Consider the following 23,540-nt stretch of genomic DNA (forward strand, 5'->3'; position numbering starts at 1 on the left):
CGACTGTCGGCTCATCTATCCGTGCCGGCCGACTTCGGTCCTTTGCCTGCTTTTCGACAAACCTCGCAAATCAGCCCATATCTAATTTGAAATAGAAAATTCCTAGACGGCAAAACCGAAATTATTTGTTGACACCTGCTCCGGCAGAAAGTTACACTCTGAAATCTGTTTCTAACCGACTCGAAATTCCGCGAACTGATGCAAATAAGACCGTGATTTTCTTTTGGATCGTTATGTTTCCCTTTTTTCTTTTGCCCCGAACGTTGCTCCATGCCCGGCTGGCTGTTCCTCTCGGACCGGTCCCATCATTCCGATGTCTTCAACGCAAATGAATAGCTTTTACCTGCTCGGACGCTTCGCGCTGCTTCTCATCCTTTTTGTCATCGGCGGGTGCGGCGGAGGCGACTCGAAGGGACCCGCCGCACCCGTCGAATCGGACCCTGCCTTCTCCATGCCGCTCCCGAAGGGGATGTGGGCCCCTCTGCCCGACTCCGATCTGGTGATGACCGCCCGCGCGGTGGTCGACCCGGGGACGGCCGGAGAACGAACGGTCGATCTGACGGTCGATCTCTCGACGAACCGGGTCGCGGGCGCGATCGAGGGGGTTCCCGCCGGACGGCGCACCGTCGAGATCCGGTATTTCATCAACCAGCTTCAGGTCGCGGCCGTCACGCTGAGTATCGATGTCGTCCCCGGACAGAACAACCCGGCCGAAATCGCCCCGGCGGCGATCCGGTATGTCGAGGCGGTCTCGGACACCCTTTTCGTCGCCGACGCCGCCGACCCGTCGATCCAGATTTTCGATCGCTATTCTAATCTGAAGGGCGGGGTCGTTCAGCTCGTTCCGACCCGCGCGCTTCGGGGGGAGAACACCGGAATCGTCGGGCCGTCTTCCGGAAGTCTCTTTGTCGATTCGATCGGCGGCCGCCTTTACTTCGCCGACGCGGCGGACAATTCGGTGAGCGTCTGGAACAATGCCGCAACGGTGAATGGGGATACCCCGCCCGATCTCGTCCTAAAGGGACAGGCAACCCGGCTGCTCCACCCAACCGGGATCGCGGTCGATCCTTTTCGCAACCGCCTCTATGTCGTCAACAACAATGGTGAAATCCTTATCTGGAATCTCTCTTCACTCGAAGGGGAAATCCCACCCATGGCCGTCCTCACGGGGAGTTTGGTTGCAGGCGACCATCCCGTTTTTCTCGATGTGAAGAGAGATACCCTTTATGTGGCCAACGGCCGAGAGATCAGTGTCTTCGAGAAACTAAGCGGGCTGACCGGAGACATTCAAAATGTGACGCCGGTCCCGACGATCCGGATTGCAGGGGAGGGCCTTTCTCAGCCAGGGCTTGTCCTCGATTATAGTCAAAATCTTCTCTTCATCTCCTCTCGCGATCCGAATGGGACGATCTATCGGGTCGCGGAAGCCTCCACTGCTTCCGAAGAGGTTGTGCCTGCCGCGACGCTGGCCGGGCCCGAGACCGGTCTTGACCAAACCGCGGCGGTCACCCTGGCCGGCAATGTGTTCATGGCCCTCAATGTGGCGGGAACAGAGATCCGGGTGTGGCATCAAGCCGATCAGAAGGATGGCGACCGCTCACCGACGCAGATTTTAGAGCTGGACCCGAATGCTTTACCCGAGGCCCTCTTTTACGTGGCGACGCAGAATGGGGAGCGGGATCAGGCGGAAGAGACGTTACAGGTTGAGAAGCTGGGGAACGGCCATGAAACCATAACGAGCGACCTCCCCGGAATCAACTGCGGCACAACTTGCTCGGCTCCTTTTGCGGTCGGAGATACTATTACGCTGACGGCGGTTATGGATGACGACTCTACCTTTGCAGGTTGGGGAGGCGACTGCGTCGTTGTTGACAATGTTGCCGGTGGGATGAATGCCTGTGTTGCCACGATGGACGCTGCCAAAACGGTGACGGCCACCTTTACCCTGAATGCGTATGCACTCACGGTGAGCAAGCCGGGGACCGGAAGTGGAACGGTAAGCGGACCGGGAATTAACTGCGGTCCTGATTGCGGCGAGTCTTACGAAGCCCATACCACCGTCACTCTGACCGCCGTGGCTGACTCAGATTCGATCTTTACCGGTTGGAGCGGCGCCTGTTCGGGAGACGATGCGGCCTGTAATTTCAGCATAGAGGGGGCAAGTTCAGTCGTTGCCACCTTTACTCTCAAGCCGATTCTCACCGTGACCAAGCAGGGGACCGGCGGTGGAACCGTGAGGAGCACTGTTCCGAATAATACTGATATCAGCTGCGGGAGTAACTGCACGCAGACGTATGATAATGTCACCACAGAGGTCACACTGACCGCCACGGCCAACTCCACCTCTTTCTTCGCCGGTTGGAGCGGGGCCTGCAGCAACGCAACAGGAAGCTGTGTTGTCACTATGGATGTTGCCAAAACGGTAACGGCTACATTTACCAGAAGACCGGTTCTTACCGTGACGAAATCTGGGACAGGAGCCGGCACCGTAACAAGCAGCCCAAATGGGATTAATTGCGGGACTGATTGCACGCACTCTTACACGAATTTAACCACACAGGTGACCCTCACGGCTGCCGCCGCGGAAGATTCGATCTTTTCCGGATGGTCGGGGGGAAGCTGCGCAGGTACCGGTAACTGTGTGGTGAGGATGGATGCTGCAAAGACGGTAACGGCTGCTTTCACCCTTAAGCCGGTTCTCACCGTATCCAAAGGTGGGACGGGAACGGGTACTGTTACGAGCACCACTCCCAGCGGCGACATTAGCTGTGGAACCGACTGCACGCAGTCTTATAACAACTTTTCCACCCAAGTTACACTCACTGCTACTGCCGCCGCAAACTCAATTTTTACCGGGTGGAATCAGGAATGTTCCGGCACAGGCAATTGTGTGGTGACAATGGACGCTGCTAAGTCGGTGACGGCCACCTTTATCCTGAAGCCGGTTCTCACTGTGACTAAACAGGGGAGCGGAGGGGGGGCGGTTAGCGCACCGGGTATTAGCTGTGGGACCGACTGCACAGAGACATACAGCAACTTGACGACTCAGGTAACCCTCACGGCGACCCCAGACGACAGCTCGATCTTTGCAGGTTGGTCTGGAGCCTGCACGGCGACAACTGGGAATTGTGTCGTCACCATGGATGCGGCCAAGTCGGTCACCGCTACGTTTACATTGCAGACCTTTACCCTTTCCGTCATGAAGTCGGGAACGGGGACCGGCGCCGTCGTCAGCAGTCCTGCAGGGATTGATTGCGGGACAGATTGTTCCCAGGATTACACCATCCATACCGTTGTGACCCTGACCGCAACACCGGACGCAGATGCCGTCTTTGCTGGCTGGGCCGGAGCTTGCACAAATCTTACCGGGGATTGTGTGGTAACGATGGATGCCATCCAGTCGGTGGAGGCGAAGTTTACAAGAACATTCACTCTCACAGTGATGGTCGATCCGGCAGGGACCGGCACGGGAGGGGTGACCAGCAATCCGGCCGGGATTGATTGTACCGCTTCAGGTCAAGCCGCCTGCTCGGCAGTCTATACGTTCGGCACCGTCGTCACACTTACGGCGACAGAAGGTCTCCTATCCCATTTCGCGGGTTGGACCGCCGGGGCCTGCACGGGAACTGATCCAACCTGTGTTCTGGAGATGATTTCCGATCAGTCGGCCCAGGCGCGCTTCGACCTGCTGCCATAGACGCACCTTTCGGCCTCGTTTGTTTGTCCTACGTCTATCGTGTAAGCCGTAGACCTCCCGCCCTCGATCAGTTATAATTGCCCCGATGCGAAAGTACTGGACGGTTTTTTGGGTCAATTGGCAGAACGCCCTGCAATATCGGGGGCCGACGTTTATCTCCGTCCTCGGAAACATCCTTCGGATCGGTGTCCTCCTTTATCTCTGGAACGCCATCTACCAAAGCGAAGGCCGCCTCGGCGACTACTCCCTCCCGGACCTGATTACCTATTACCTGCTGCAGTTGATCATCGGCAGCGCGGTCCTCTCCTACGCCAGCTGGGAGATCGTCGACCAGATTCGGGAGGGGACCTTCTCCAGCTTCCTCATCCGGCCGGTCAACTACCTGCACTATTGGTTCACCCTCAACCTCTCCTGGAAGGTCTTCGAGGGGCTGATGGTGGCGGTGGGGGTCGGTCTGCTCTCGTTTATCCTCATCGATTACATCTCGATCCCGTCGCGGCCATCGACCTACCTCTTCTTTTTTCTTTCATTGCTGCTCGGGATGGTCCTGGCGTTCGAGTTCGACTTTGCGATCGCCCTCCTCGCGTTTTGGCTGGTGCAGGCGAACGCGTTCAAATATATGCTGCAATACGTCGTCTTCTTTTTCGCCGGAGCGCTGCTGCCGCTCGATCTTTTTCCGAAGGCGATCGAAGCGATCGCCAACGTTCTGCCGTTTCGGTATCTCGCCTTCTTTCCCAGCCAGATCTTTCTGGAAAAGGAGGCCCATCCGGTCGCGGGGCTGATCGGGGCGCTGGCCTGGTCGGTCGGCCTCTACCTCTTTCTGCGGTTTGTTTTGAATCGGGGGATCAAACGATATGAAGCGGTCGGCCACTGAAGTGAAAACGCAACCGTCAAAACGGGGTCTAATCCGTTCGCTTCGCCGCTACCTTTTTCTCTATCGGTCGTTTCTGGTCCACAACCTGAAGAACGAGATGATCTACCGGGCGAATTTCGTCTTGGCAGTCATCATGGATCTCTTCTTCATGGGGGTGAACGTCGTCTTCTTCGCGATCCTCTACGCGAACGTGGAGACGATCGGGGGATGGACCTTTCACCAGACGCTGGTCCTCGTCGGGAGCGTCGGGGTGGTCCGCGAGATCGCCTACCTGACCTTTCGGCAGGGGTTTCTGGAACTGGGGGATTATGTCCGGACCGGACGGTTCGATGCGATGCTGACTTCTCCCATGGCGGCGAACGCCCATCTCGCCTTCCGGCATGTTTCGCTGACCGAGAGCCTGGGAGAGGGGCTGATGGGGTTTGCGCTCGTGGCGTATGGCTTCGCCCATCTTGAGAACGCGGCCTGGAGCAGCATTCCGCTCTATCTGTTGATGATCGCCGTCTCGCTTCTGCTCTACTACGCCTTCTCCCTGATGATCAACAGCGCCGTCTTCTGGCTGGTGAAGTCGCAGGAGCTGAATACGATTGTCTATTACTTCATGGACACGGCCCGTTACCCGCGGGAGATTTATCGCGGCTTGGGGAAGGCGTTTTTCACCTTCATCGTTCCGAGCAGCCTGATCGCGACGGTCCCCGCCTCGGTCCTCACCGGCCGGGCAGACGCCGCGCTGATCGGGCTGACGATCGGCGTGACGGTCATCTCGTTGTCGCTGGCGCTCGTCGTTTGGAACTGGAGCCTGCACCACTACAGCTCGGCCAGCAGTTAAGACCTTTGATTCGTCATTCCCGCGAAAGCGGGAATCCAGAGGTTTGAGATGTTTAAACAGCCGGCGGTCTATATCCTTGCCAGCAAGCGAAACGGGACTCTTTACGTTGGAGTCACAAGCAACCTTGCTAAGCGCGTTTGGGAGCATAAAAACGCTTTGGTCGAGGGGTTCACGAACAGATATCGTGTTCATCATCTGGTTTATTACGAGTTGCATGAAGAGATGGAATTAGCGATCAGCAGAGAAAAGCAGATAAAGAAATGGAAGAGAGCCTGGAAGTTGGAGATGATTGAGAAACAGAATTCTGATTGGAGAGATTTGTCAGAAGAGGTTTCGTAATGCGAAGACAAATGACTGGATTCCCGCTTTCGCGGGAATAACGACGGAAGGATCTAGAGTGCCGATCATCGAAGTCAAAAACCTGGCCAAGACATTCAAGACGCACCGCAAGGAGCCGGGCCTGCTCGCGTCGATCAAAGGGCTCTTCTGGCGCGAGGCGTTTTATAATGAGGCGGTCAAGTCGGTCTCCTTCTCCCTGGAAGAAGGGGAGCTGGTCGGTTTTCTCGGGCCGAACGGCGCGGGAAAGACGACCCTCCTGAAAATGCTCTCCGGAATTCTCTACCCGACCTCCGGCGAGGCGCGGGTGATGGGGTTTGTCCCGTGGGAGCGGCAGCGGGCCTATCAACAGCAGTTCGCCATCGTCATGGGGCAGAAGAATCAGCTCTGGTGGGACCTGCCGCCGGCGGAGTCGTTTGCGCTCAACCGGGATATTTACGAGGTCGATCCGAAGGCCTTCCAGAAAACGCTCGACGAGATGGTGTCGCTGCTCGATCTGAAAGATCTTCTGAATGTGCCGGTCCGGCAGCTCTCGTTGGGGCAGCGGATGAAATGCGAGCTGGTCGCGGCGCTGCTTCATCAGCCGCGGGTTCTCTTTCTCGACGAGCCGACGATCGGGCTTGATGTGATCTCTCAGGAGAAGATTCGAAGCTTCATACAAGAATACAATCGGCTCAAAAAGACGACGGTTCTCCTGACCAGCCACTACATGCGCGACGTGGAACAGCTTTGCCGGCGGGTTTTGGTGATCAACCACGGCCGGATCGTCTATGACGGGTTGCTCAATGACCTCTCCCAGCGTTACATCGACCACAAGGTGGTCAAGATCCGGTTCGCCTCTCCCCAAGCGGCCGCCGTCCTCTCGGGGGAGGAAGGGGTGGTGGAGCTCGATGAGCACCACGCCGTCTTGAAGGTCAAGAAGAAGGAGATCGCCCAGACGACCCACCGTCTCCTCGGACAACTTCCGATCGACGACCTCTCGGTGGAAGAGGTCGAAGTGGAGGAGGTGATCCGGCGGATCTTCGACGAGCAGCCTTCGAAGGAGGGTGAATAAAGAAGCGCTTGAACCTTTCCTGCATGATGAGTAAAATGGGCCAGACACGACCCCCTTCATGGATGCCATGAACCCCTCCGATCAAAAACCGCTGCAAGGATTCGATGAAACGACCGCCCTTCGGATGATTCTGGAGGGGACCGCCACCGAAACGGGCGAGCGCTTCTTCTCTTCCCTCGTCGAAAATCTCGCCAAAGCGCTCCAGACGCACGGCGCCTGGGTCACCGAGTACCTTCCGGAATCGCGCCGCCTTCGCGCCCTCGCCTTCCGGCTGGGGAATCAATGGATCGAGCATTACGAACACAAAATCGACGGAACCCCCTGCCAGGCGGTGGTGGAAGGGGCGCGGCTGCTTCATCTTCCCGAGAACGTGCTGGCGCTCTACCCGGATGATCCCGACGTCCAAAGAATCGAAGCGGTCAGCTACATGGGGGCGCCGCTCTTCGATGTGAGCGGAGAAGTTCTCGGACACCTGGCGGTGATGGATAAGCGGCCGATGCCGGCGGAGCCGCGGGCGATGGCGCTCTTTCAAATCTTCGCCGCCCGCGCGGCGGCCGAGCTCCGGCGGCTTCGCGCCGAATCGGAGGTGCGCGAGCGGGAGGAGAAGCTCGGCCGGCTTTTCGACAGCGCGATGGACGCGTTCATCGAGCTTGATGAAGCGCTCCGTGTGACGCGCCTGAACCCCGCCGCCGAGAAGGTCTTCGGTTCTCCCGCAAGCCGGGTGGTCGGGCGGGGGTTCTTCCGGTTTCTGGCGAAAGGGGAGGAGGAAACGCTCCGAAGCCTGATCGGGCAGCTCGATGCCCGTCCGGAGGGACACCAATACCTCTGGATTCCGGGGGGCCTCAAGGCGGTCCGGGCCGACGGGGAGGGATTCCAGGCCGAGGCGACACTGTCGCGGTATGAGGTCCGGCGGCGGACCTTCCACACGCTGATTCTCCGGAATGTCAACGAGCGGTTGGAGGCGGAGCGGAAAATTATCTCGCTCACCGGCGAAGCCGAATATCTCCGGGAAGAGATCAAGTCGCTCCACAACTTCGATGAAATCGTCGGCCGCAGCGCGCCGGTCGTCCGGGTTCTCCGGGAGGTCGAACAGGTCGCCGAGACCGACGCCACCGTCCTGATCCTTGGAGAGACCGGAACGGGGAAGGAGCTGATCGCCCGGGCGATTCATGCCGCGAGCCGTCGAAACGACAAACCGTTGATCGGGGTCAACTGTGCCGCCCTTCCCGCCGCCCTCATCGAGAGCGAGCTCTTCGGCCATGAGAAGGGAGCCTTCACCGGGGCGTTGAAGCGGCGCGACGGCCGGTTTGCTTTGGCCGACGGCGGGACGATTTTCCTCGACGAGATCGGCGAGCTTCCGCTCGATCTTCAGGCGAAGCTGCTCCGGGTGCTCCAGGAAGGAGAGTTCGAGGCGGTGGGAAGCGCGCAGACCCGAAAGGTGAATGTGCGGGTCATCGCCGCGACGAACCGCGATCTTCAGAGAGCGGCGAAGGAAGGCCGCTTCCGGGAGGATCTTTATTACCGGCTGAATGTTTTTCCGATTCAGCTGCCGCCGCTGCGGGAACGGGGAGAGGATATCGTCCTTCTTGCCTCCGCCTTTGCGAAGCGGTTCGCGCAACGGTTGGGACGGAGGATCGAGCCGCTTTCGGAGGAGTGCCTCCGGAAGTTAAAGGCCTACCCTTGGCCGGGCAACGTCCGGGAGCTGGCGAATGTCATCGAGCGCGCCGTCATCACGGCGCAGGAGGGCCGGCTCAGTCTCGACCGGGCCCTTCCGGAGGTGGCGCAAGCGCCGCCGCGGACTGAAATTGCCTCGATCCAAGACCGCCTGGCGGAGATCCGGACCATTCAGGAGTTGGAGGATTTGGAACGAAAGAACTTGATCCTCGCCCTGGAGGCGACCGGATGGCGGGTCTCCGGCGACAACGGCGCGGCAAAACTCCTTGGAATGAACCCCTCGACCCTCAGCTCCCGGATCAAAGCGCTCGGGATTACCCGCCCCCGGCACGCAGAAAAGCCGTGAGTTCATTTCTCAGGGAACGTACAGAAGCATCGGGTCCCTCGTATAGGGTTCAACATGTTGAACCCCTACGCTACGTCCCCTCCTGCACCGGTCTCCTTCGACCGGCGGTTGACAAATCGGTCGATCTTCAATACTTTATACGGAGATCAACATTCAGGATATGAAAAGGAGAAATTGATGTCTGAAGAATCCCCCTCGGCAACAAGCTGGCCGAGCGTGCCGGGGGTTGCCTCTCAAACCCCCGTCACCGCCGAAGAGCTGAACGCGTTCGCGGTTGGCAAAGGATATACCGATGAAGCGAAGGAGAACTATTACCTCTCCCATTGGACGCACATTCTCGACGGCGCCTCCCGTTTCTCCAGCTTCAACTGGGCGGCCGCCCTCTTCGGCCTCTCTTGGTGCTTCTGGCGAAAGCTCTACTTAGTAGGGGCAGCCGTTCTCGCCGCGTACCTCCTCGTCTCTTTTTTCCTCGCACATCTCTTCCGGGCCATCAATCCGGCGCAGGACCCTCGCGCCGTGTTGCTGGTCACAGACGTCGCCTGGGCGGGGCTGCTGGTTGTCCAGATTGCGTTGGGGGTGGCCGCCAACAGGCTTTACTTGCGCCGCGCCCTCGCAACGATCAATAAGCTGCGCGAGACGGTCCCTGACCGCTCCGCCTATTTAGAGCGCCTCCGAAAAAAAGGGGGGACCAGCTTTCTTGCCTTTTTGGTCGGTGTGATGATTCTGGCTGCCGCCTATTCCCGGAACCCATTCGCCATCCCCTAGACGACGCGTTGCGACTCATCGGCAAGCGCCTCCTCTTCACCCATTTCACCCATCGTGGAAGAATCGCCAAGAAGGAATCGCCAAATTTCACGATGCCGCTTGTGAAATCTCGTAAATCGCGAAATCTCGTAAATCGTCCTGTCTTGGCAAATCCGATAGAACTCCTTTCATTTCAATCAAATAAAAAGACCGACCTCCCGGCATGGCCTCTGCAAAAGCGTTCTGCGAGGTTGATTGGAGCGGATCTCCAATCGGAAATCGATCAGATCAACGAACATCTCACAGAGGAGGGGTTGTCATGAAAAGGATCATTGCATTCGGTTATGGCGTGGCGGCGTATGCGGTTTTCTTTGTCACGTTTCTTTATGCGGCGGGGTTCGTCGGGAATCTCTTTGTTCCGAAGTCGATCGACTCGGCGCCGACGCGTCCGATCGGTCAAGCGCTTCTGATCAATCTCTTATTGCTCGGGCTTTTCGCCTTTCAGCACAGCGTCATGGCCCGGCCGGCCTTCAAGGCGTGGTGGACCCGGATTGTTCCGAAGCCGGTCGAGCGGAGCACCTATGTTCTCTTCTCCAGCCTGGCGCTGATTTTGATGTTCTGGCAGTGGGAGCCGATGGGGGGGGTGATCTGGAATGTCGAAGATCCCGCCGGCCGCGCGATCCTTCACGGACTTTTTGCCTTCGGATGGCTGCTGGTTCTGGTGACGACATTTCTCATCAATCACTTCGATCTCTTTGGCCTGAGACAGGTTACGCTCTATCTATTGGGCCGCGAATATACGCCGCTCCAATTTAAGACGCCGGGTCCGTATAAGCATGTCCGCCACCCGCTCTACGTCGGTTGGCTCTTCGCCTTCTGGGCCGCTCCGACGATGACTGTCGCGCACCTCGTCTTCGCCCTCGCGACCACGGCCTATATCCTGATCGCCATTCAGCTGGAAGAGCGCGATCTGGTTGCGGCGCACGGGGAGTACGCCGGCTACCGGCGGCGGGTGCCGATGCTGATCCCCCGGTTCATGAAGAAATCGGCGCCGATAGCGGCGGCGTCCCCCTCCGAAGAAAGAGCGGCGTGAGTTGCATCCGATAGAACAGGAGAGAATCATGAAGATGATTTCAGAAAAAGTTCGAAACAGGGGGGAGGCCCGGGGATTCCTGGGCCTCTCCGATTCAACCTTGGCGCAGGTTCGTTACTGGGCCGGGAGGGGGGTAGGAAGCGCAGGGCGGATACGTTTATCCTTTCTGTGGGTCTTTGTCGTCCTCTTTCCAGCGATAAGGCAAAAAGAGGGTAAAGGTTGCTCCCTTGTCCAATTCACTTTCGACGCCGATCCGGCCGTTCAACAGGCCGGTCAATTCTTTCACGATCGCCAATCCGAGCCCCGTCCCCCCGAATTTTCGCGTGGAGGTCGCGTCGGCCTGATGAAAGGCGTCGAAGATCCTGGCGAGCTCGTCCGGCGGAATGCCGATGCCGGTATCCTGGACGGCGATTTCGATCCCTTCCTCCTCCGGCTTCTCCGTCGCCAGAAGGATGATCTCTCCCTTCTCGGTGAATTTAATCGCATTCGAGATCAGGTTGACGAAGATCTGCTTCAGCTTATTCGGATCGGATTCGATCTCTGGAAGCGGCGTCATCCGATATACGACTGAAAGCGACTTTTCGTCGATCAGCGGCTGCATCCCGGAGACGATCTCCTCCAGCAGGGGGACCAAGTCGATCTTCTCTAGATCGACCGGCATCTTTCCCGATTCGATTTTCGACAGATCGAGAAGATTGTTGATGAGATTAAGAAGCTCCTTCCCGTTTTTAAGGACCCCCTCCACCGGCTGTTTTTGATCATCGATGAGCGCGCCGAACGTTTCGTCCCGCAGAAGGCTCGAATAACCGATGATGGCGTTCAGCGGGGTTCGGAGTTCATGCGAGACGTTCGACACAAACTCCGACTTGACGCGGCTGGCTTCCCGCGCCTCGGCTTCGGCGCGTTTCCGGTCGTCGATGTCGGTGCAGGTGCCGAACCATCGGATGATCCGGCCGCTCGCGTCCTTTAATGGAAGCCCCCGGGAGAGATACCATCGGTATCCGCCGAACGGGCTTTGAAGGCGGAACTCGACTTCATGGGGGGTTCCGGTCAGAATGGCCGCTCTCCATCGATCCCGTGTCCTCTGCCGGTCGTCGGGATGGATCGCTTTAAGCCCGCCCGACCCGAGCGTCTCTTCCGCCGTCAAGCCGGTCGCCTCGTACCATCTCTGATTGCACCAATCGACCCGCCCTTCCGGCGTGGAGGTCCAGACCAGTTGTGGCATCACCTCGGCCAGGAGCCGGTATTGCCGCTCGCTCTCTTCCGCTTTCTTTTGCTCCTGCTCCGCCGTTTCGATCAGCCGCGCCTTATCGATGGCGATCGCCGCATGGGAGGCGATGCTGAGAAGGAGACGTTCGTGTCTCTCCGTAAAGCGGCCGGGGGCGCTGTGCCCGAAGAAGAGGCCGCCGAGGACGGTCCCGGAACGGGAGAGGACCGGAACGGCGAGATAACTTTTGACCGGCAGATGCCCTTCCGGCATGCCGGCGTAAGGGGCATTCTTCCCGTAGCGGGGGTCTTTCGTGACATCGTCGAGCCGAACCACCCCTTCGCCGCGAAAGGTCGGGCCGAAGACGGCGGTGTTTCGCGGCATCGGAAATTTGGCGAAGGCCTCTCGCGGGACGCCGGAGAGGGTGTAGAGCGTGTATGTCTCCCCCTTTACGTCGATGAGGTTGTAGAAGAAGGCGCCGAACGCCGCCCCGCTGAGCTTGGTTCCGGCGTCGGTGACGATCTGAACCAGTTTTTGCAGATCCGTCTCCGCCGACAGACTGATCGCCACCCGGTTCAGCGTTTCCAATTCGGCTGCGTTCCGATCGGCCGCCGCGCGCGCCTTCACCTGAGAGCGGGTGATGCCGAAGAGGGTGAAGCTGACGATCGATCCGACGATGAAAATAGGGAGGGCCACCCCTCTGTTTGAGCCGAGGTCGAACGCAGGACGCGTCGTAAAGAGCAGCGTCCAGGTCTGTCCCCACACATTCAGGCGGGTGGTCGTACTGTAGCGGGGGCGGCGTTCGTCCGGATCGGCTTCGCGGGAGCGGTAGAGGCGGTTTTCCGGGCGCGGCTCCGGACCGTCGAAGACCTCGAAGTCGACCCGCGGGCGGGTCTCCCCGCCGAAAATGCCGACCAGCAGATCCCCGGCGCGAAACGGGCTGTAAACAAAACCGTTCAGCGCCGCTCTCCGTTGATTGATCGTCTCCGGGGCGGCTCCCGGCTCATAGATCGGAAGATAGATCAAAAAGCCGGCCTGTTTTTCGGAATCGATTTCCTGAACCAGGGTCACTTTTCCGGAGGTGGCGGCGAGGCCGGTGTCGCGGGCGCGCTCCATCGCGGCCCGGCGGACCGGTTCCGTGAACATGTCATAACCGAGCGCCGCCCGGTTTCGGCGATCTTGCGGCTCCAGGTAGAGAATGGTGTGGTATTCGTCGCGGGGGCTCTCCGGCCAGATTTTGAAGCTTGGGATCTCTTGTCTGATTTCGGCGACCGTTTTTTCGACCTGATCGGGCGGGACCCTTTTTGTGAAGCCGATCCCCTGGATGCCGGGATAGTGGCTCTGTAATTCGAGCCGGGAGATGTAGCTGTGAAACGTTTCCCGGTCGGTCCGGCCGGTGGCGGTGAAAAGCGCCGCCGTCCCGCGAAGCGAGGAGATGTAGGTGTCGATCCGGACGGCGATGGCATTTTGGGAGCGTTGAACGATATTCTGGAAGCGCTCCCGGTCTTTGGTCTCCGCGAGCGAGAAGACATACCATGTCGCCAGGCCGGTCAAGGCGAGCGAAATAAAGAGGACGCACCCGGGAAGGAACGCGCGATCAGAGGGGAGCTCTTTTGATTTTAGATCGCCATAAAGTTGATTTTTTAAGTTCACTTTATATAAGGGGTTTAAGTTCTTAATCGACAACGGACCCCCCATCATAATACGTGTGCGAAAGAGAAGTAAAGCCAGACGCTGTAGGGGCGAGGCGGTGCCTCGCCCTACGGCCGGGCGACGCATGCGTCGCCCCTACGTTAAACCGGTCTTCCTTATGGATGATCGGTGGAAAGGAGTGTTATACTGGGCCTCTATCGAGCGGCGGGTGGTTCGATCAAACGGGAGAAAGGTGCGTGGATGGCTTCAGTCATGCGACGTTAACGGCGATGCTCGCCCTGGTGGGGACGGTGATCATCATCGCCGCGCTTCTCTCCGGGCTCATTGAGCGAAGCGGCCTTCCCCAGGTGGCCGCCTTTCTCGGCTTGGGGGCGGTGTTGGGGCCGGGCGGGTTGAATTTGTTCGACGTAAGATTAGGGTCCCCCCTTCTTCAGATCGTGGCGACCCTCAGCCTGGTTCTCGTTCTTTTTACCGATGCGGTCTCGCTGAACCTCAAAGAGGTCCGGCGCCATCTGAATTTGGTCCTGCTGGTGCTCGGTCCGGGGACGTTGCTCTCCGCCTTCCTCGTTGCCTATGCCGCCTGGCGGTTGCTCGATCTTCCCTTCGCTGCCGCCGCGATTCTGGGGGCCGCCCTGGCGTCGACTGATCCGGTGCTTCTGCGGGGGGTGCTCAAAGGGGAGTTTCTTCCCGCTCCGGTCCGCCAGGCGCTTCGCCTGGAGAGCGGGCTCAACGATGCGGTGCTCTTGCCGGTGGTGTTGATCGGCATGGTCTTTCTCGGCGATCGTTCTTTGGGCGCGTCCGATTGGGCGAGTTTCGGCCTCTCGCTTTTCTTGCTCGGTCCCGTCGCCGGGATGGCGGTCGGTTTTCTGGCGGTCAGCGCGTTGGTGATGATGCGGAACCGGTTCGGCGTCCGGCGCGACTACGAATCGATCTATTCGTTGGGGGTGGTTTTTGCGGCTTACGCCGGGGCCGAAGCGGTCCATGGAAGCGGATTTCTTGCGGCCTTCGCCGCCGGAATGACGATCGCGGCCCTGGACGTCGAGCTCTGCGACTGCTTTCTGGAATACGGGGAGACGACCGCCGAGATGACCCTCCTCTTTACCTTCATCCTCTTTGGAACCTCGCTGATTTGGAGCGGCTTTACCGTTCTTGATGGGCGAATCCTCGTCTTTGCCGCCCTGACGATTCTGATCCGGCCGGTCGCTTTCCTCTCCTCGCTCGCCGGCTTCCGATTGGCTTGGAAAGATCGCCTTACGATCGCCTGGTTCGGGCCGCGGGGGTTAAGCTCGCTTCTTCTTGTTCTGCTTCCGGTGTTTGCCGGTCTTCCAGGAAGCGATCGACTCTTTTCCATCACCTGCGCGGTGGTGCTGCTGTCGATCGTCCTGCACGGCGGCTCGTTGATGTGGCTTGGGAAGGGGGCGCGCCCGTCGCGTGCGCCTCAAGCGGCGATCGAACCGATGGCCCCCGCGCCCCCTCCTTCCGCGGGATTGGAAGAGCAACCTGGTCGGGATCTGATCTCGATCGAGGAGATGCGGCAGATTCAGGAGGCCGGAGGGCCGGTGGTCATCCTCGATGCCCGGACGGAACGATCCTATCAAGGGAACAATGAAAATGCGGCGGGGACGATCCGTTTTCTACCCGAACAAGCGGTGGGGCCGCAGGCCAAAGCGCTCGGTCTCCCGCGGGAAGCGTTGCTGATTCCGTTCTGCGCCTGCCCCAACGATCAAACCAGCATTCGTGTGGCGCAGGAGCTTCGGCAGGCGGGATGGCCCCGCGCCCGCGCCCTCGAAGGGGGATGGGAGGCCTGGAAGAAAAGCGGGCTTCCGACGGTGGAACGCAAGTGAAGGGATCTCCCCAATCGCGAGAGATCCCTCCATCCGAACTACAATGCCCTCATGAAGGCCGCCAGCTCTTTTTTCTCTTCCTGATTCAATTTCAGCTCCAAGACCAGGTTGAAAAATTCCACGGTATCTTCCAGCGTCGGCAGCCTTCCGTCGTGCAGGTAGGGGGGAGAGTCTTTGATCCCCCGAAGCGCGAACGATTTGATCGGACCGTCGGCCTCCGCCCCGAATCGCTCCAATTGAAGATCGTGCATGTTGTGATTTGTGTAGGCGGGGGGCGAATGGCACTCGACGCAGCGGGCCTTTCCGAAGAAGAGGGCCTCTCCTCGGATCTCTTGAGGGGACGCTTTTCGCTTGTCGAGCCGTCCGGAGGAATCGAGCTTCGGCGCCGGCGGGAAGTCGATCATGCTCTGCATCTGCCCCATGTGAGCGACCAGCAGCCGATCGATTAAATTGAGCCCTTTTTTCATCCCCCGAATCGGGTCGCCGTTGAAATAAGCGGTCCGCTGCTCGAATTCGGTAAAGTCTTCGACCGACCGGATGCTCCGCTTCGACCCGTGGATCTGCTGCGCGAACATCCCGCGAAGGCTCGGTGTTTCGATTCGAAGCCGGTCTTTTTAAGGGCGGGTGTCGGGGTTGAGATGGAACTGGCCGGTCGTGTGGAAGTTCACATGGCAATCGAGGCAGGTAATCCCCAGACTCGGCTTGTCCGATTTTCGGTCGTGCGTCGCGTTGAACTCCTCTTGCGCGAATTGCGTCGCCAGCATCCGAAGGCCATCGAACTGCGCCGCCGTGACCAGCCCTCGAAAGAGCCGGTCGATGTTCTCAATACTCAGGACCTCTCCCTGTGAGACGTCGCCGAGCTCCGGATGGGTGGTGAGAAAAATCGGGGGAGGAAATTCGGGGAGGAAACATTCGGGAAGATCGAAGTCGACATCAAAGCGCTCCAGGCGGGGGAATTCCTCGATCTGGATTTGGGGGAAGACCATTCCTCCCACCTCGTGTTTCACATGGGGGAGACGGCGGAAGCCGGCCGGGAAAAGATTTTTCTCCTTGATCTCTTCAGGGGTCATCTGTCCGAGCGTCTCCCAGGTGACCCCCTCTTTCAACCGGACGGCCGGGCCGATCGGCTGCGGCTTTCCTTTCGTCATCACGATCCCGGAGACGGTTTTACAGTCGGTTTGATAGCGATCGTTCAGAAGCTTCTTCTGCCGCGCCATCACCTTCGGTTTGTCGGCGATATCCTTTTCCTTTACATTGCGGAAGTTTTCCTGCGGGTCTTGACCCGGCGGGGCGCCGAACACGTCATAATAAAAGTCGACCCCGTCGAACCCCTTTTTCTTGGTCTCTTCAATGGCGGGGGTCGTTTTTCCGGCGGGCTTTTTCTCCTTGGGGGCTTTGTCTTCCATCTTCTCGACCGGCTTCTCTTTCGGCCCCCGGTCTTGGGCTTCGCTCCGAAGAATCGGCGAAGCCCACCCTAAAGCCATAACAACTGTAATAGACAGGATAAGCCAGAATGTCGCTCTCTTTTTTTTCATCGTGGACCTTTCTCATGCACGGTTTACCCAATAAGAGTGGGAGTCATTTCGTTTATAGGTGATTGGGAGGTTTCTCAAGGCAGACTTCGAACGTTCGCGAGGTTACGTTGATGCTGCCTGATCGACCGATCGAAGAGGGCGCGAAAGAATGCCGGACCTCTTCGAGATGATTATCGCATCGAACAGGGAGGGCGGTCTGTGGGGGGAATCACACTCGGAAGGGGTGAGTGGATGACTGGATTAGACTGTTTTTACTTAAGGCGGTCCCGGCCGTGTGGAGAGGTCAGATCGAGCGCCGGCCCCACCGGGACGATCCGTGTCGGATTAATGTCGTCGTGCGTCACGTAATAATGACGCTTGATGTGATCGAAGTTCACCGTTTCGGCAATCCCGTCATGCTGATAGAGCTCCCGCAAGTATCCCCAGAGGTGGGGGTAGTCGACGATCCGGCGAATATTGCACTTGAAGTGCCCATGGTAGACGGCGTCGAAGCGGATCAGCGTCGGAAAGAGCCGCCAGTCGGCCTCGGTGATCTGTTGTCCCACCAGATAACGCTGCTTTGAGAGGCGCGCTTCGATCCGGTCGAGGGCGTCGAAGAGGTTGCGGACGGCCTGCTCATACGACGCCTGGGTGGTTGCGAAGCCGGCCCGGTAGACGCCGTCGTTGATGTTCGGATAGATGAAGTTGTTGATTTCATCGATCTCGGCGCGAAGCGGCGCCGGGTAGAAGTCGGTCTTCACGTCGGTCAAGGCGTTCAATTCGCTGTTCAACATCCGCATAATATCGTCGTCGGAGTTGCTGACGATCCGACCGGTTTTCTTGTCCCAAAGGACCGGGACGGTGACCCGGTCGTTGAACGTCGGGTCGGTCTTCTTATAAGCTTCGCTCAGGTAGCGAAAGCCGTTGATCGGATCTTCCGAATAACCGGGGCCGTTGCGGAAAGCCCACCCCTTTTCGTCGCGGATCGGATCGACCACCGTCATCCCGACGACGTTTTCCAGCCGCTTCAGCTTGCGGAGGATTACCGTCCGGTGCGCCCAGGGGCAGGCGAGGGAGACATAGAGATGATAGCGGCCCGGCTCCGCCGGATAACCGGAGGAACCGTCGGCGGTCACCCACCCCCGAAATCGATCTTCCTGCCGGACGAACTCTCCTTCTTTGCTTTGCTCTTTTGGAAAAGGCATCCGATTCCTCCTTCTGTTTGATTCAGCTTATGGTAAAGTTGTTTTCAGATCTCCGCGAAGAACGGTCAGATTAGGTATAACCAGATTCTTGAGCCAAGTCAAACGGCCTTCCGGTTTCTTGACGCGTCCTTCGGGCGCGATATACTACATCGAGGTGTGGAGGAAGATGAAATGAGCGACGTGCTCAAGAGTTTTCAGCGGGTTCGTCATCAAGGATTGGCGGAGAAATTTTATGAGGCTTTGCTCCAGGCGGATCCCCGGATCAAGATGATGTTTAAAAATACGAATTTCGAGCGGCAGCGGGAGCTCTTCGTCCATGGCGTTCTGATGCTGATCGAGTACGCCAACGGAAAGACGCTGGGAGAGATGGCGATTAAACGTCTCGGCGAGCTTCACAGTCGGAGAAAGATGAGTGTGCCCCCCGATCTCTATCCGATCTGGGTCAACTGCCTCGTCGAGACGCTGGCCAAGCTCGATCCCGAATTCTCTCCCGCGCTCGACCGGCAATGGCGCGAGACCCTGCAAAAAGGGCTCGATGTCATGACCCGGATGTATTAACGGATCGGTCTGCGCGCCTCACGGGGCTCAAGAGCGGATATCCCCTTTTCCGCTTCCGGCGACCGGACGGCACATCTTCCATCGTCTCTATTAAAGATTCATCTACACATTCATCCTCTCGTCCACATTCCTATCTAATCCCATCGCAGTGTTTCTTCTATACCCCATTCAGGTTAATTGATCCCCTCTGAGACATATTGTTACACTTTGTAATGCAATCCCGAATGGAGAGAAAGAGGCCGCCGTTTCGATGCGGGCGGCCGCTCCGCAGGTTGGCGTCGAATCCATTTAATATGAATGCGGAATTCGGAAGCAAGCAAGGCGTCGATAAGATAAAGATGGTTCCCGATTATGAAGAAGGGTCAAGGAGGTAGATAATGAGATTGAAAGCAGTCGGAATGAGCGTTATCGCAGGGATGTTGTTGGTTTCCTCTCTTCACGCGGACGAAGGGGTCGGCCAGGGTGGAAGCGGCCAGCAGGGGATGGAGCAGCAGCAGAGCGGCCAGCCGGGGGGTGACCAAGGAGCCGGCGGAGCCCAAGGGGGAATCCAAAGCCCGGACCAACAGCAGCAGGGTTCCGACCTCAGCGGGACCAGCCAGCAGGGCGGCGCGATGCAGGGAGGGATGCAAGACCAGGCCTCGGTGAAGCAGGTCCAGGAAAAATTGAGCCAGCAAGGGTATGAAGTGGGCCCGGTCGACGGCATCTTCGGACCGAAGACGCAGCAGGCACTGCGTAAATTCCAGGAAGACAAAGGGGTTCAACCGACCGGTCAAATCGACCAGCAGACAATGGCCGCTCTGGGTATCCAAGAGGAAGGGGGCGCTCAGCCGGGCGATATGGGCGCCGGTCAGCCGCCGGATGCCGGGGTCCCGGAAAGCCAGCCGGGCGACATGGGCGCAGGACAACCTCAGCCTGATACCGGTATAGAGGGAAGCGATCAGCCGGGATCGGATCTGGGCGGCGGCGCTTCTCCCGATGCCGGAACGCAATCGCCGGATGCCGGGGCGCAGGGGTCCGAAGAGCAAGGCTCCGACGCGGGCGCCCTTCAGCAGTAGCGATCCGAGATCAGTTGGATGCAGAAGAGGGAAACCCGCTTTTGTGTCCTAAAAAGAAGAGAAGGCTGAACTCACACTCGGCCTTCTCTTCTTACATCCGGTTGATTTTCAGTTCACCGGTTCGCGAACGATCCAATCTCTAAATAGAGGCGAGATGCCGAATAGCGATGAAATTCACCTTCCTTCTTTCGAAACGGTCCGCCCCGATTTTGCGCAGGGCTCCGTCTTTTTCGTCGGCACCGCGACGGTGTTGCTCCGTTATGCCGGCTTCACCATCCTGACCGACCCGAATTTTTTGCACGCCGGGGAGCATGTCTATCTCGGCTATGGATTGACCTCGGAGCGATTGACCCAACCCGCCCTCGATATTGAAGCGCTGCCGCCGGTCGACTTCTGCATTCTCTCTCACTATCACGGCGATCACTTCGACCGGATCGCCGAGGAGAAGCTGAGCAAAGCGCTGACGATTGTCACCACGAAAGAAGCCGCCCGCGCGCTCAGTGGTAAAGGCTTTACGGCGCCGAGGGCGCTCGACACCTGGAAGTCGGTGACGCTGGAGAAGGACGGCGCGCGGGTGAAGATTACCTCGATGCCGGGGCGGCACGGCCCGCCGGTCGTCGCAAGGCTTCTGCCCGAGGTGATGGGAAGCCTCCTCGAGTTTCAGCCGCGAGAGGGAGGAACCGCTCTGCGGCTCTATATCACCGGAGACACCCTTGTCTTTGACGGCTTGAAGGAAATCCCCAAGAAGTTCCCCGAGATCGATCTGGCCCTTTTCCATCTGGGGGGGACGCGGATCATGGGAATGCTTCTGACGATGGACGCTGCGCAGGGGGTCGAAGCGGTCCGGATCATTCAGCCGCGCCGGGTGATTCCGATCCACTACAACGATTACACCGTTTTCAAGTCGCCGCTGGAGGATTTTAAAAAGGCCGCGGCCGATGCCGGATTTGAGGACCGGGTGATTTATTTGGAACACGGCCATCTTTACAATTTTGAAGTGTCCGAGAACCGGATTCGACGGGCCGCTTAGCCGCCGGCCCGCGTCGGTCCGCATCGGTTGATCCGTCGGACGACGCGTCTGATCTGTTGATGAAAGTGTTTCCCAGAAAATATCGCGAGGGAGGGGGTTGTTTATCATGCGCAATGCACACGTTCAACCGAGAAATCGAGTTGTGATCAGGAGGTAGTAGAATGAAGAAAGTTCAACTGTTCGGAACGGCGTTTTTTATCACGGCCCTGGTGATGTTTGGAGGGATATCGGCTTTCGGACAAACGGCCGAAGGGGGGGGAGGAGGCTCGACCCCTCCGGGAGAGACGAGCCCGGAAATGGGAGATCAAGGGGGAGGGGGAGGAACGACCGATTGTCCTCCGGGCGCATCAGACCAACAGCAGCCCCAGGGTGATCTCGGTGCCGGCGGAGGCGGCTCCGGCTCGGGTGGTGGAGATTTGGGCGCGGGCGGAGGCGGTTCGGGTTCCGGTAGCGGAGACTTAGGCGACGGTGGAAGCGGCTCCGGCTCCGACCAGGGCGCCGGCGGTCTTGGAACAGAACCCTGCCCGCCGGGATCGACCGATCAAGGGGATCAAGGCGCCGGGACACCTCCCGGCGGAGAATCGGGCGGAGATACCGGGACCGGCGGGCCGCACGGCGGCAGCCCCGAGGGTGGATTGGGAGATTCCGGCACCGGCGGCTCCGGCGGCGCAATGTAGGCCGGAGAATCACGCCATTGATTCATGTTGACGTCATGGCCGCGGCCGGGACCAACCCGGCCGCGGCCTCTTTTTGAGATTGGGAAGCAAAGGGGGCGCGGAGAACTCACCGCAACGGGATCTTCGCAATCGCGCTGTCTCCCTCCGCGTTCACCCCGTTGCACGAGAGGACGGCGGAGAGCTGATCGGTCTGCGGATCGGTCACGAAGAGGGCATGCCCCGGATTCGCGCAGCCTTCCGGGGCCGGTCGCGTGGCGGAGGAGAGTATCCGGCCGGTTCGGCCGACTCGGGTCAAGGTCCAGCTGTTGTTGACGAAATCGGTCGAGAGAATCTCCCGATCTCCCCCCGCCGCCCGCACGTCGATGCCGACGGCGTGGGTCGCCTCCGGAATCGCGTCGATGATCCGAGGCGCGGTGATCCCATCCCAAACGAGGATTGTGACCCGGCCGCCGAAATGGCTCACCGCGCAGATCGGAATCACGCAGCGGATCTTTCGCGTGTCGTTCTCCAGCGTCCCGACGAAAGTTCCCCCTCCGAGTTCGGCCGGATTCCCCCACCAAAGCTGCCCCGGTCCGGACGGCTCTCCCCGCGCCACCAGCGCCAGCGTTCGGGCGCCGCCGCCGGTGAAGAAGGCGCTTTTGGCGGTTCCCGTCGGCGGGCCGCCGGTCGCGAACCAGGCCCGCTCCAATTTTCGCTCGAAGATAAGGGAGCCCGACCCGCCGGGTTGATGCTCCTGATGGACCCGGTCGGCTTCGACGAACCAGAGCAGATGCCGCGTCCCCGACGGGGTCTCGACCGGCGTCTCCGAGACCAGCCCGGCGTCGTGATACGGGCCGTCGTCGCTGCTCTCCGGCGGCCCGAAGTCGTTGATCTCCGGAATCCGGCAGGAGAGGAACCGGCGCTCTCGATATCCGAAGAGGCATCCCCTCCCGTCACGCAGGTGAGCCACCCCCCCGAGCAGCGGCCCCAGGCCGTCCGGCGCCAGCGTCTTGGTGAGGACCACCCGGTTCGTGGTGAGGTCGAGGATGCTCATGCCGGGATTGTGGCCGACCGTGGCGTAGGCGCGGTTTTCATCCAGGCCGAAGAGGGAGAGGAAGGGTGGAGGAATCGCGCGGGAAAGGTTAAAGATCGCCTCGGGTTGAGAGAAGGGAACCGCGATGACCTCCGCTTCCGGCGCCGGGAGGAGGGTCGGCGCCGCACAGGTGTGTGCCGTGCGGAAGGTGATGAGAAGATCGGGGGTGAGAAAGCGGCCGGAAGCCGCCAACGCCGGGCGGACATCGAGGGAGAAAATCGCGGCCGGGGCCGCCGCTTCACAGAGGTACGACCCGACCCCGCCCAAAACAAAGGCGCCCTGCGCCGGCAGCGGAGAAAAGCCTTGGAGCGCTCGAAAGCCGGGGGGATCGGGATCTCCGAGGGGGAGGTGTTTGAGCGGGGCCGGACTCCGATCCCGATAGTCGAACGAGCCGGCGACCGGCGCTTCATCACCCCATCCGTCGACCGAAACCTGAAGGCCGGCCTGGTATTGTTGCCCCACGGTTATTTTTTCCGGCAAGGGGATCAATTCCACGAAGATTTTTCCGGGGGTGTCATCAGACGAATCGGTGAGGCTCGAATACACCGCCAGGGGGGAGAAATGGGTCAGCGTGCCGTCGATCGCCGCCCTGTTTGCCGCGCCGTCGACCGTGAGGGTTTGATCGCCGATCGCTTCGGGCGCCGCGCCAGCGAGCGTGCGGAGGAAGCTGACGGGAACGCGCAAGGTCCCGTCGGCCTGAGCGGGGGACTCCGGCAGGGTGACCGACACCTGCACCGGCTGCGCGAACTGGAGGCCGTCGGGCCGCAACTCCCAGGCGAGTTCCGCGCCGGCCAATTCAGGAGGGAGGGAGGCCGGGTGGATCGATCGGATGACGATCGTCTCCGTATTCCCGAGCGCGCCGGCCGGGACGGTCAACGTCACCATCCCGTCCGCCGACGTCACGGCTCCCCCATCGGCCCCGATGTTCGCGATCCCGGCTCCGGGGCTTCCCGCCCCGCTTCTGTTCTCGGGGTTCTCGTCGCTACACCCCCCCACCGTCAGCCCGATTCCAATCACCCACAGAAGCCACCCCCCCCACCGCATCCCCCGAATGCTCATCGGCTTGCTCCTTATATTG

The 23,540-nt window shown here is 59.5% G+C and carries 18 protein-coding genes; 13 read left to right on the plus strand and 5 right to left on the minus strand.

Annotation, left to right across the window (positions count from 1 at the left end):
• Positions 1-328: 328 nt before the first annotated feature.
• From MNODULE_RS07545 to mddA, 8 genes are all read left to right on the plus strand, one after another.
• Complete coding sequence (locus tag MNODULE_RS07545) at positions 329-3,697, plus strand: InlB B-repeat-containing protein (RefSeq protein ID WP_168058818.1); 3,369 nt, start codon at positions 329-331, stop codon at positions 3,695-3,697.
• A gap of 85 nt (positions 3,698-3,782) precedes the next feature.
• Positions 3,783-4,571 (plus strand): ABC transporter permease, encoded by a 789-nt coding sequence (locus MNODULE_RS07550; RefSeq protein WP_168058819.1) that lies wholly within the window; start codon positions 3,783-3,785, stop codon positions 4,569-4,571.
• Positions 4,552-5,400: an ABC transporter permease gene (locus MNODULE_RS07555; RefSeq protein ID WP_168058820.1), complete on the plus strand. Its 849-nt coding sequence runs from the start codon at positions 4,552-4,554 to the stop codon at positions 5,398-5,400. The genes MNODULE_RS07550 and MNODULE_RS07555 overlap by 20 nt, the downstream gene beginning before the upstream one ends.
• Before the next feature lie 48 nt (positions 5,401-5,448).
• The gene (locus MNODULE_RS07560) at positions 5,449-5,739 is read left to right on the plus strand and encodes a GIY-YIG nuclease family protein (RefSeq protein ID WP_168058821.1); all 291 of its coding nucleotides are present in this window, start codon (positions 5,449-5,451) and stop codon (positions 5,737-5,739) included.
• Between the two features lie 58 nt (positions 5,740-5,797).
• Positions 5,798-6,790, plus strand: coding sequence for an ATP-binding cassette domain-containing protein (locus MNODULE_RS07565; protein WP_168058822.1), 993 nt, complete (start codon positions 5,798-5,800; stop codon positions 6,788-6,790).
• Between the two features lie 67 nt (positions 6,791-6,857).
• The gene (locus MNODULE_RS07570; protein ID WP_168058823.1) at positions 6,858-8,810 is read left to right on the plus strand and encodes a sigma-54 interaction domain-containing protein; all 1,953 of its coding nucleotides are present in this window, start codon (positions 6,858-6,860) and stop codon (positions 8,808-8,810) included.
• Positions 8,811-8,987: 177 nt separating this feature from the next.
• Complete coding sequence (locus MNODULE_RS07575; RefSeq protein ID WP_168058824.1) at positions 8,988-9,575, plus strand: DUF2628 domain-containing protein; 588 nt, start codon at positions 8,988-8,990, stop codon at positions 9,573-9,575.
• 298 nt (positions 9,576-9,873) lie between these two features.
• Positions 9,874-10,647 carry a methanethiol S-methyltransferase gene (mddA, locus tag MNODULE_RS07580; protein ID WP_168058825.1) on the plus strand — a complete coding sequence of 258 codons (774 nt, stop codon included), beginning with the start codon at positions 9,874-9,876 and terminating at the stop codon, positions 10,645-10,647.
• A 157-nt stretch (positions 10,648-10,804) separates the two neighbouring features.
• On the opposite strand, the gene MNODULE_RS07585 is transcribed toward mddA, so the two are convergent.
• A complete protein-coding gene (locus tag MNODULE_RS07585) occupies positions 10,805-13,540 on the minus strand; it encodes a CHASE domain-containing protein (protein ID WP_168058826.1) in 2,736 nt (911 codons plus the stop codon).
• Positions 13,541-13,743: 203 nt separating this feature from the next.
• Here MNODULE_RS07585 and MNODULE_RS07590 point away from each other — a divergent pair, with 203 nt between their 5' ends.
• A complete protein-coding gene (locus MNODULE_RS07590; protein ID WP_168058827.1) occupies positions 13,744-15,351 on the plus strand; it encodes a cation:proton antiporter domain-containing protein in 1,608 nt (535 codons plus the stop codon).
• Between the two features lie 38 nt (positions 15,352-15,389).
• On the opposite strand, the gene MNODULE_RS07595 is transcribed toward MNODULE_RS07590, so the two are convergent.
• The 3 genes from MNODULE_RS07595 to MNODULE_RS07605 form a co-directional block, all read right to left on the minus strand.
• On the minus strand, positions 15,390-15,926 hold the full coding sequence (locus MNODULE_RS07595) for a hypothetical protein (RefSeq protein WP_168058828.1): 537 nt from the start codon (positions 15,924-15,926) through the stop codon (positions 15,390-15,392).
• A gap of 39 nt (positions 15,927-15,965) precedes the next feature.
• Positions 15,966-16,835 (minus strand): hypothetical protein, encoded by an 870-nt coding sequence (locus tag MNODULE_RS07600; protein ID WP_168058829.1) that lies wholly within the window; start codon positions 16,833-16,835, stop codon positions 15,966-15,968.
• Positions 16,836-17,137: 302 nt separating this feature from the next.
• A complete protein-coding gene (locus MNODULE_RS07605; RefSeq protein WP_168058830.1) occupies positions 17,138-18,070 on the minus strand; it encodes a glutathione S-transferase family protein in 933 nt (310 codons plus the stop codon).
• Between the two features lie 171 nt (positions 18,071-18,241).
• Between MNODULE_RS07605 and MNODULE_RS07610 the strand changes: the two genes are divergently transcribed.
• From MNODULE_RS07610 to MNODULE_RS07625, 4 genes are all read left to right on the plus strand, one after another.
• Complete coding sequence (locus MNODULE_RS07610; RefSeq protein ID WP_168058831.1) at positions 18,242-18,628, plus strand: globin domain-containing protein; 387 nt, start codon at positions 18,242-18,244, stop codon at positions 18,626-18,628.
• Positions 18,629-19,005: 377 nt separating this feature from the next.
• Positions 19,006-19,683 carry a peptidoglycan-binding domain-containing protein gene (locus MNODULE_RS07615; RefSeq protein WP_168058832.1) on the plus strand — a complete coding sequence of 226 codons (678 nt, stop codon included), beginning with the start codon at positions 19,006-19,008 and terminating at the stop codon, positions 19,681-19,683.
• 154 nt (positions 19,684-19,837) lie between these two features.
• Positions 19,838-20,713, plus strand: coding sequence for an MBL fold metallo-hydrolase (locus tag MNODULE_RS07620; protein WP_168058833.1), 876 nt, complete (start codon positions 19,838-19,840; stop codon positions 20,711-20,713).
• A gap of 161 nt (positions 20,714-20,874) precedes the next feature.
• Entirely contained in the window at positions 20,875-21,390 is a 516-nt protein-coding gene (locus tag MNODULE_RS07625) for a hypothetical protein (protein WP_168058834.1), read from the plus strand.
• A gap of 106 nt (positions 21,391-21,496) precedes the next feature.
• Here the strand turns inward: MNODULE_RS07625 and MNODULE_RS07630 are convergent, their stop codons facing one another.
• The gene (locus MNODULE_RS07630; protein ID WP_168058835.1) at positions 21,497-23,521 is read right to left on the minus strand and encodes a hypothetical protein; all 2,025 of its coding nucleotides are present in this window, start codon (positions 23,519-23,521) and stop codon (positions 21,497-21,499) included.
• Between the last annotated feature and the right edge of the window lie 19 nt (positions 23,522-23,540).

The sequence above is a fragment of the Candidatus Manganitrophus noduliformans genome (assembly GCF_012184425.1).
GTDB classification, from domain to species: Bacteria; Nitrospirota; Nitrospiria; order SBBL01; family Manganitrophaceae; genus Manganitrophus; species Manganitrophus noduliformans.

Coding starts and splice junctions, on each gene's coding strand:
- MNODULE_RS07630 (WP_168058835.1), bottom strand. CDS start 23,521: ATGAGCATTCGGGGGATGCGGTGGGGGGGGTGGCTTCTGTGGGTGATT.
- MNODULE_RS07615 (WP_168058832.1), top strand. CDS start 19,006: ATGAGATTGAAAGCAGTCGGAATGAGCGTTATCGCAGGGATGTTGTTG.
- MNODULE_RS07575 (WP_168058824.1), top strand. CDS start 8,988: ATGTCTGAAGAATCCCCCTCGGCAACAAGCTGGCCGAGCGTGCCGGGG.
- MNODULE_RS07620 (WP_168058833.1), top strand. CDS start 19,838: ATGCCGAATAGCGATGAAATTCACCTTCCTTCTTTCGAAACGGTCCGC.
- MNODULE_RS07560 (WP_168058821.1), top strand. CDS start 5,449: ATGTTTAAACAGCCGGCGGTCTATATCCTTGCCAGCAAGCGAAACGGG.
- MNODULE_RS07610 (WP_168058831.1), top strand. CDS start 18,242: ATGAGCGACGTGCTCAAGAGTTTTCAGCGGGTTCGTCATCAAGGATTG.
- MNODULE_RS07550 (WP_168058819.1), top strand. CDS start 3,783: ATGCGAAAGTACTGGACGGTTTTTTGGGTCAATTGGCAGAACGCCCTG.
- MNODULE_RS07555 (WP_168058820.1), top strand. CDS start 4,552: ATGAAGCGGTCGGCCACTGAAGTGAAAACGCAACCGTCAAAACGGGGT.
- MNODULE_RS07605 (WP_168058830.1), bottom strand. CDS start 18,070: ATGCCTTTTCCAAAAGAGCAAAGCAAAGAAGGAGAGTTCGTCCGGCAG.
- MNODULE_RS07595 (WP_168058828.1), bottom strand. CDS start 15,926: ATGTTCGCGCAGCAGATCCACGGGTCGAAGCGGAGCATCCGGTCGGTC.
- MNODULE_RS07625 (WP_168058834.1), top strand. CDS start 20,875: ATGAAGAAAGTTCAACTGTTCGGAACGGCGTTTTTTATCACGGCCCTG.
- MNODULE_RS07545 (WP_168058818.1), top strand. CDS start 329: ATGAATAGCTTTTACCTGCTCGGACGCTTCGCGCTGCTTCTCATCCTT.
- MNODULE_RS07600 (WP_168058829.1), bottom strand. CDS start 16,835: ATGGCTTTAGGGTGGGCTTCGCCGATTCTTCGGAGCGAAGCCCAAGAC.
- mddA (WP_168058825.1), top strand. CDS start 9,874: ATGAAAAGGATCATTGCATTCGGTTATGGCGTGGCGGCGTATGCGGTT.
- MNODULE_RS07570 (WP_168058823.1), top strand. CDS start 6,858: ATGAACCCCTCCGATCAAAAACCGCTGCAAGGATTCGATGAAACGACC.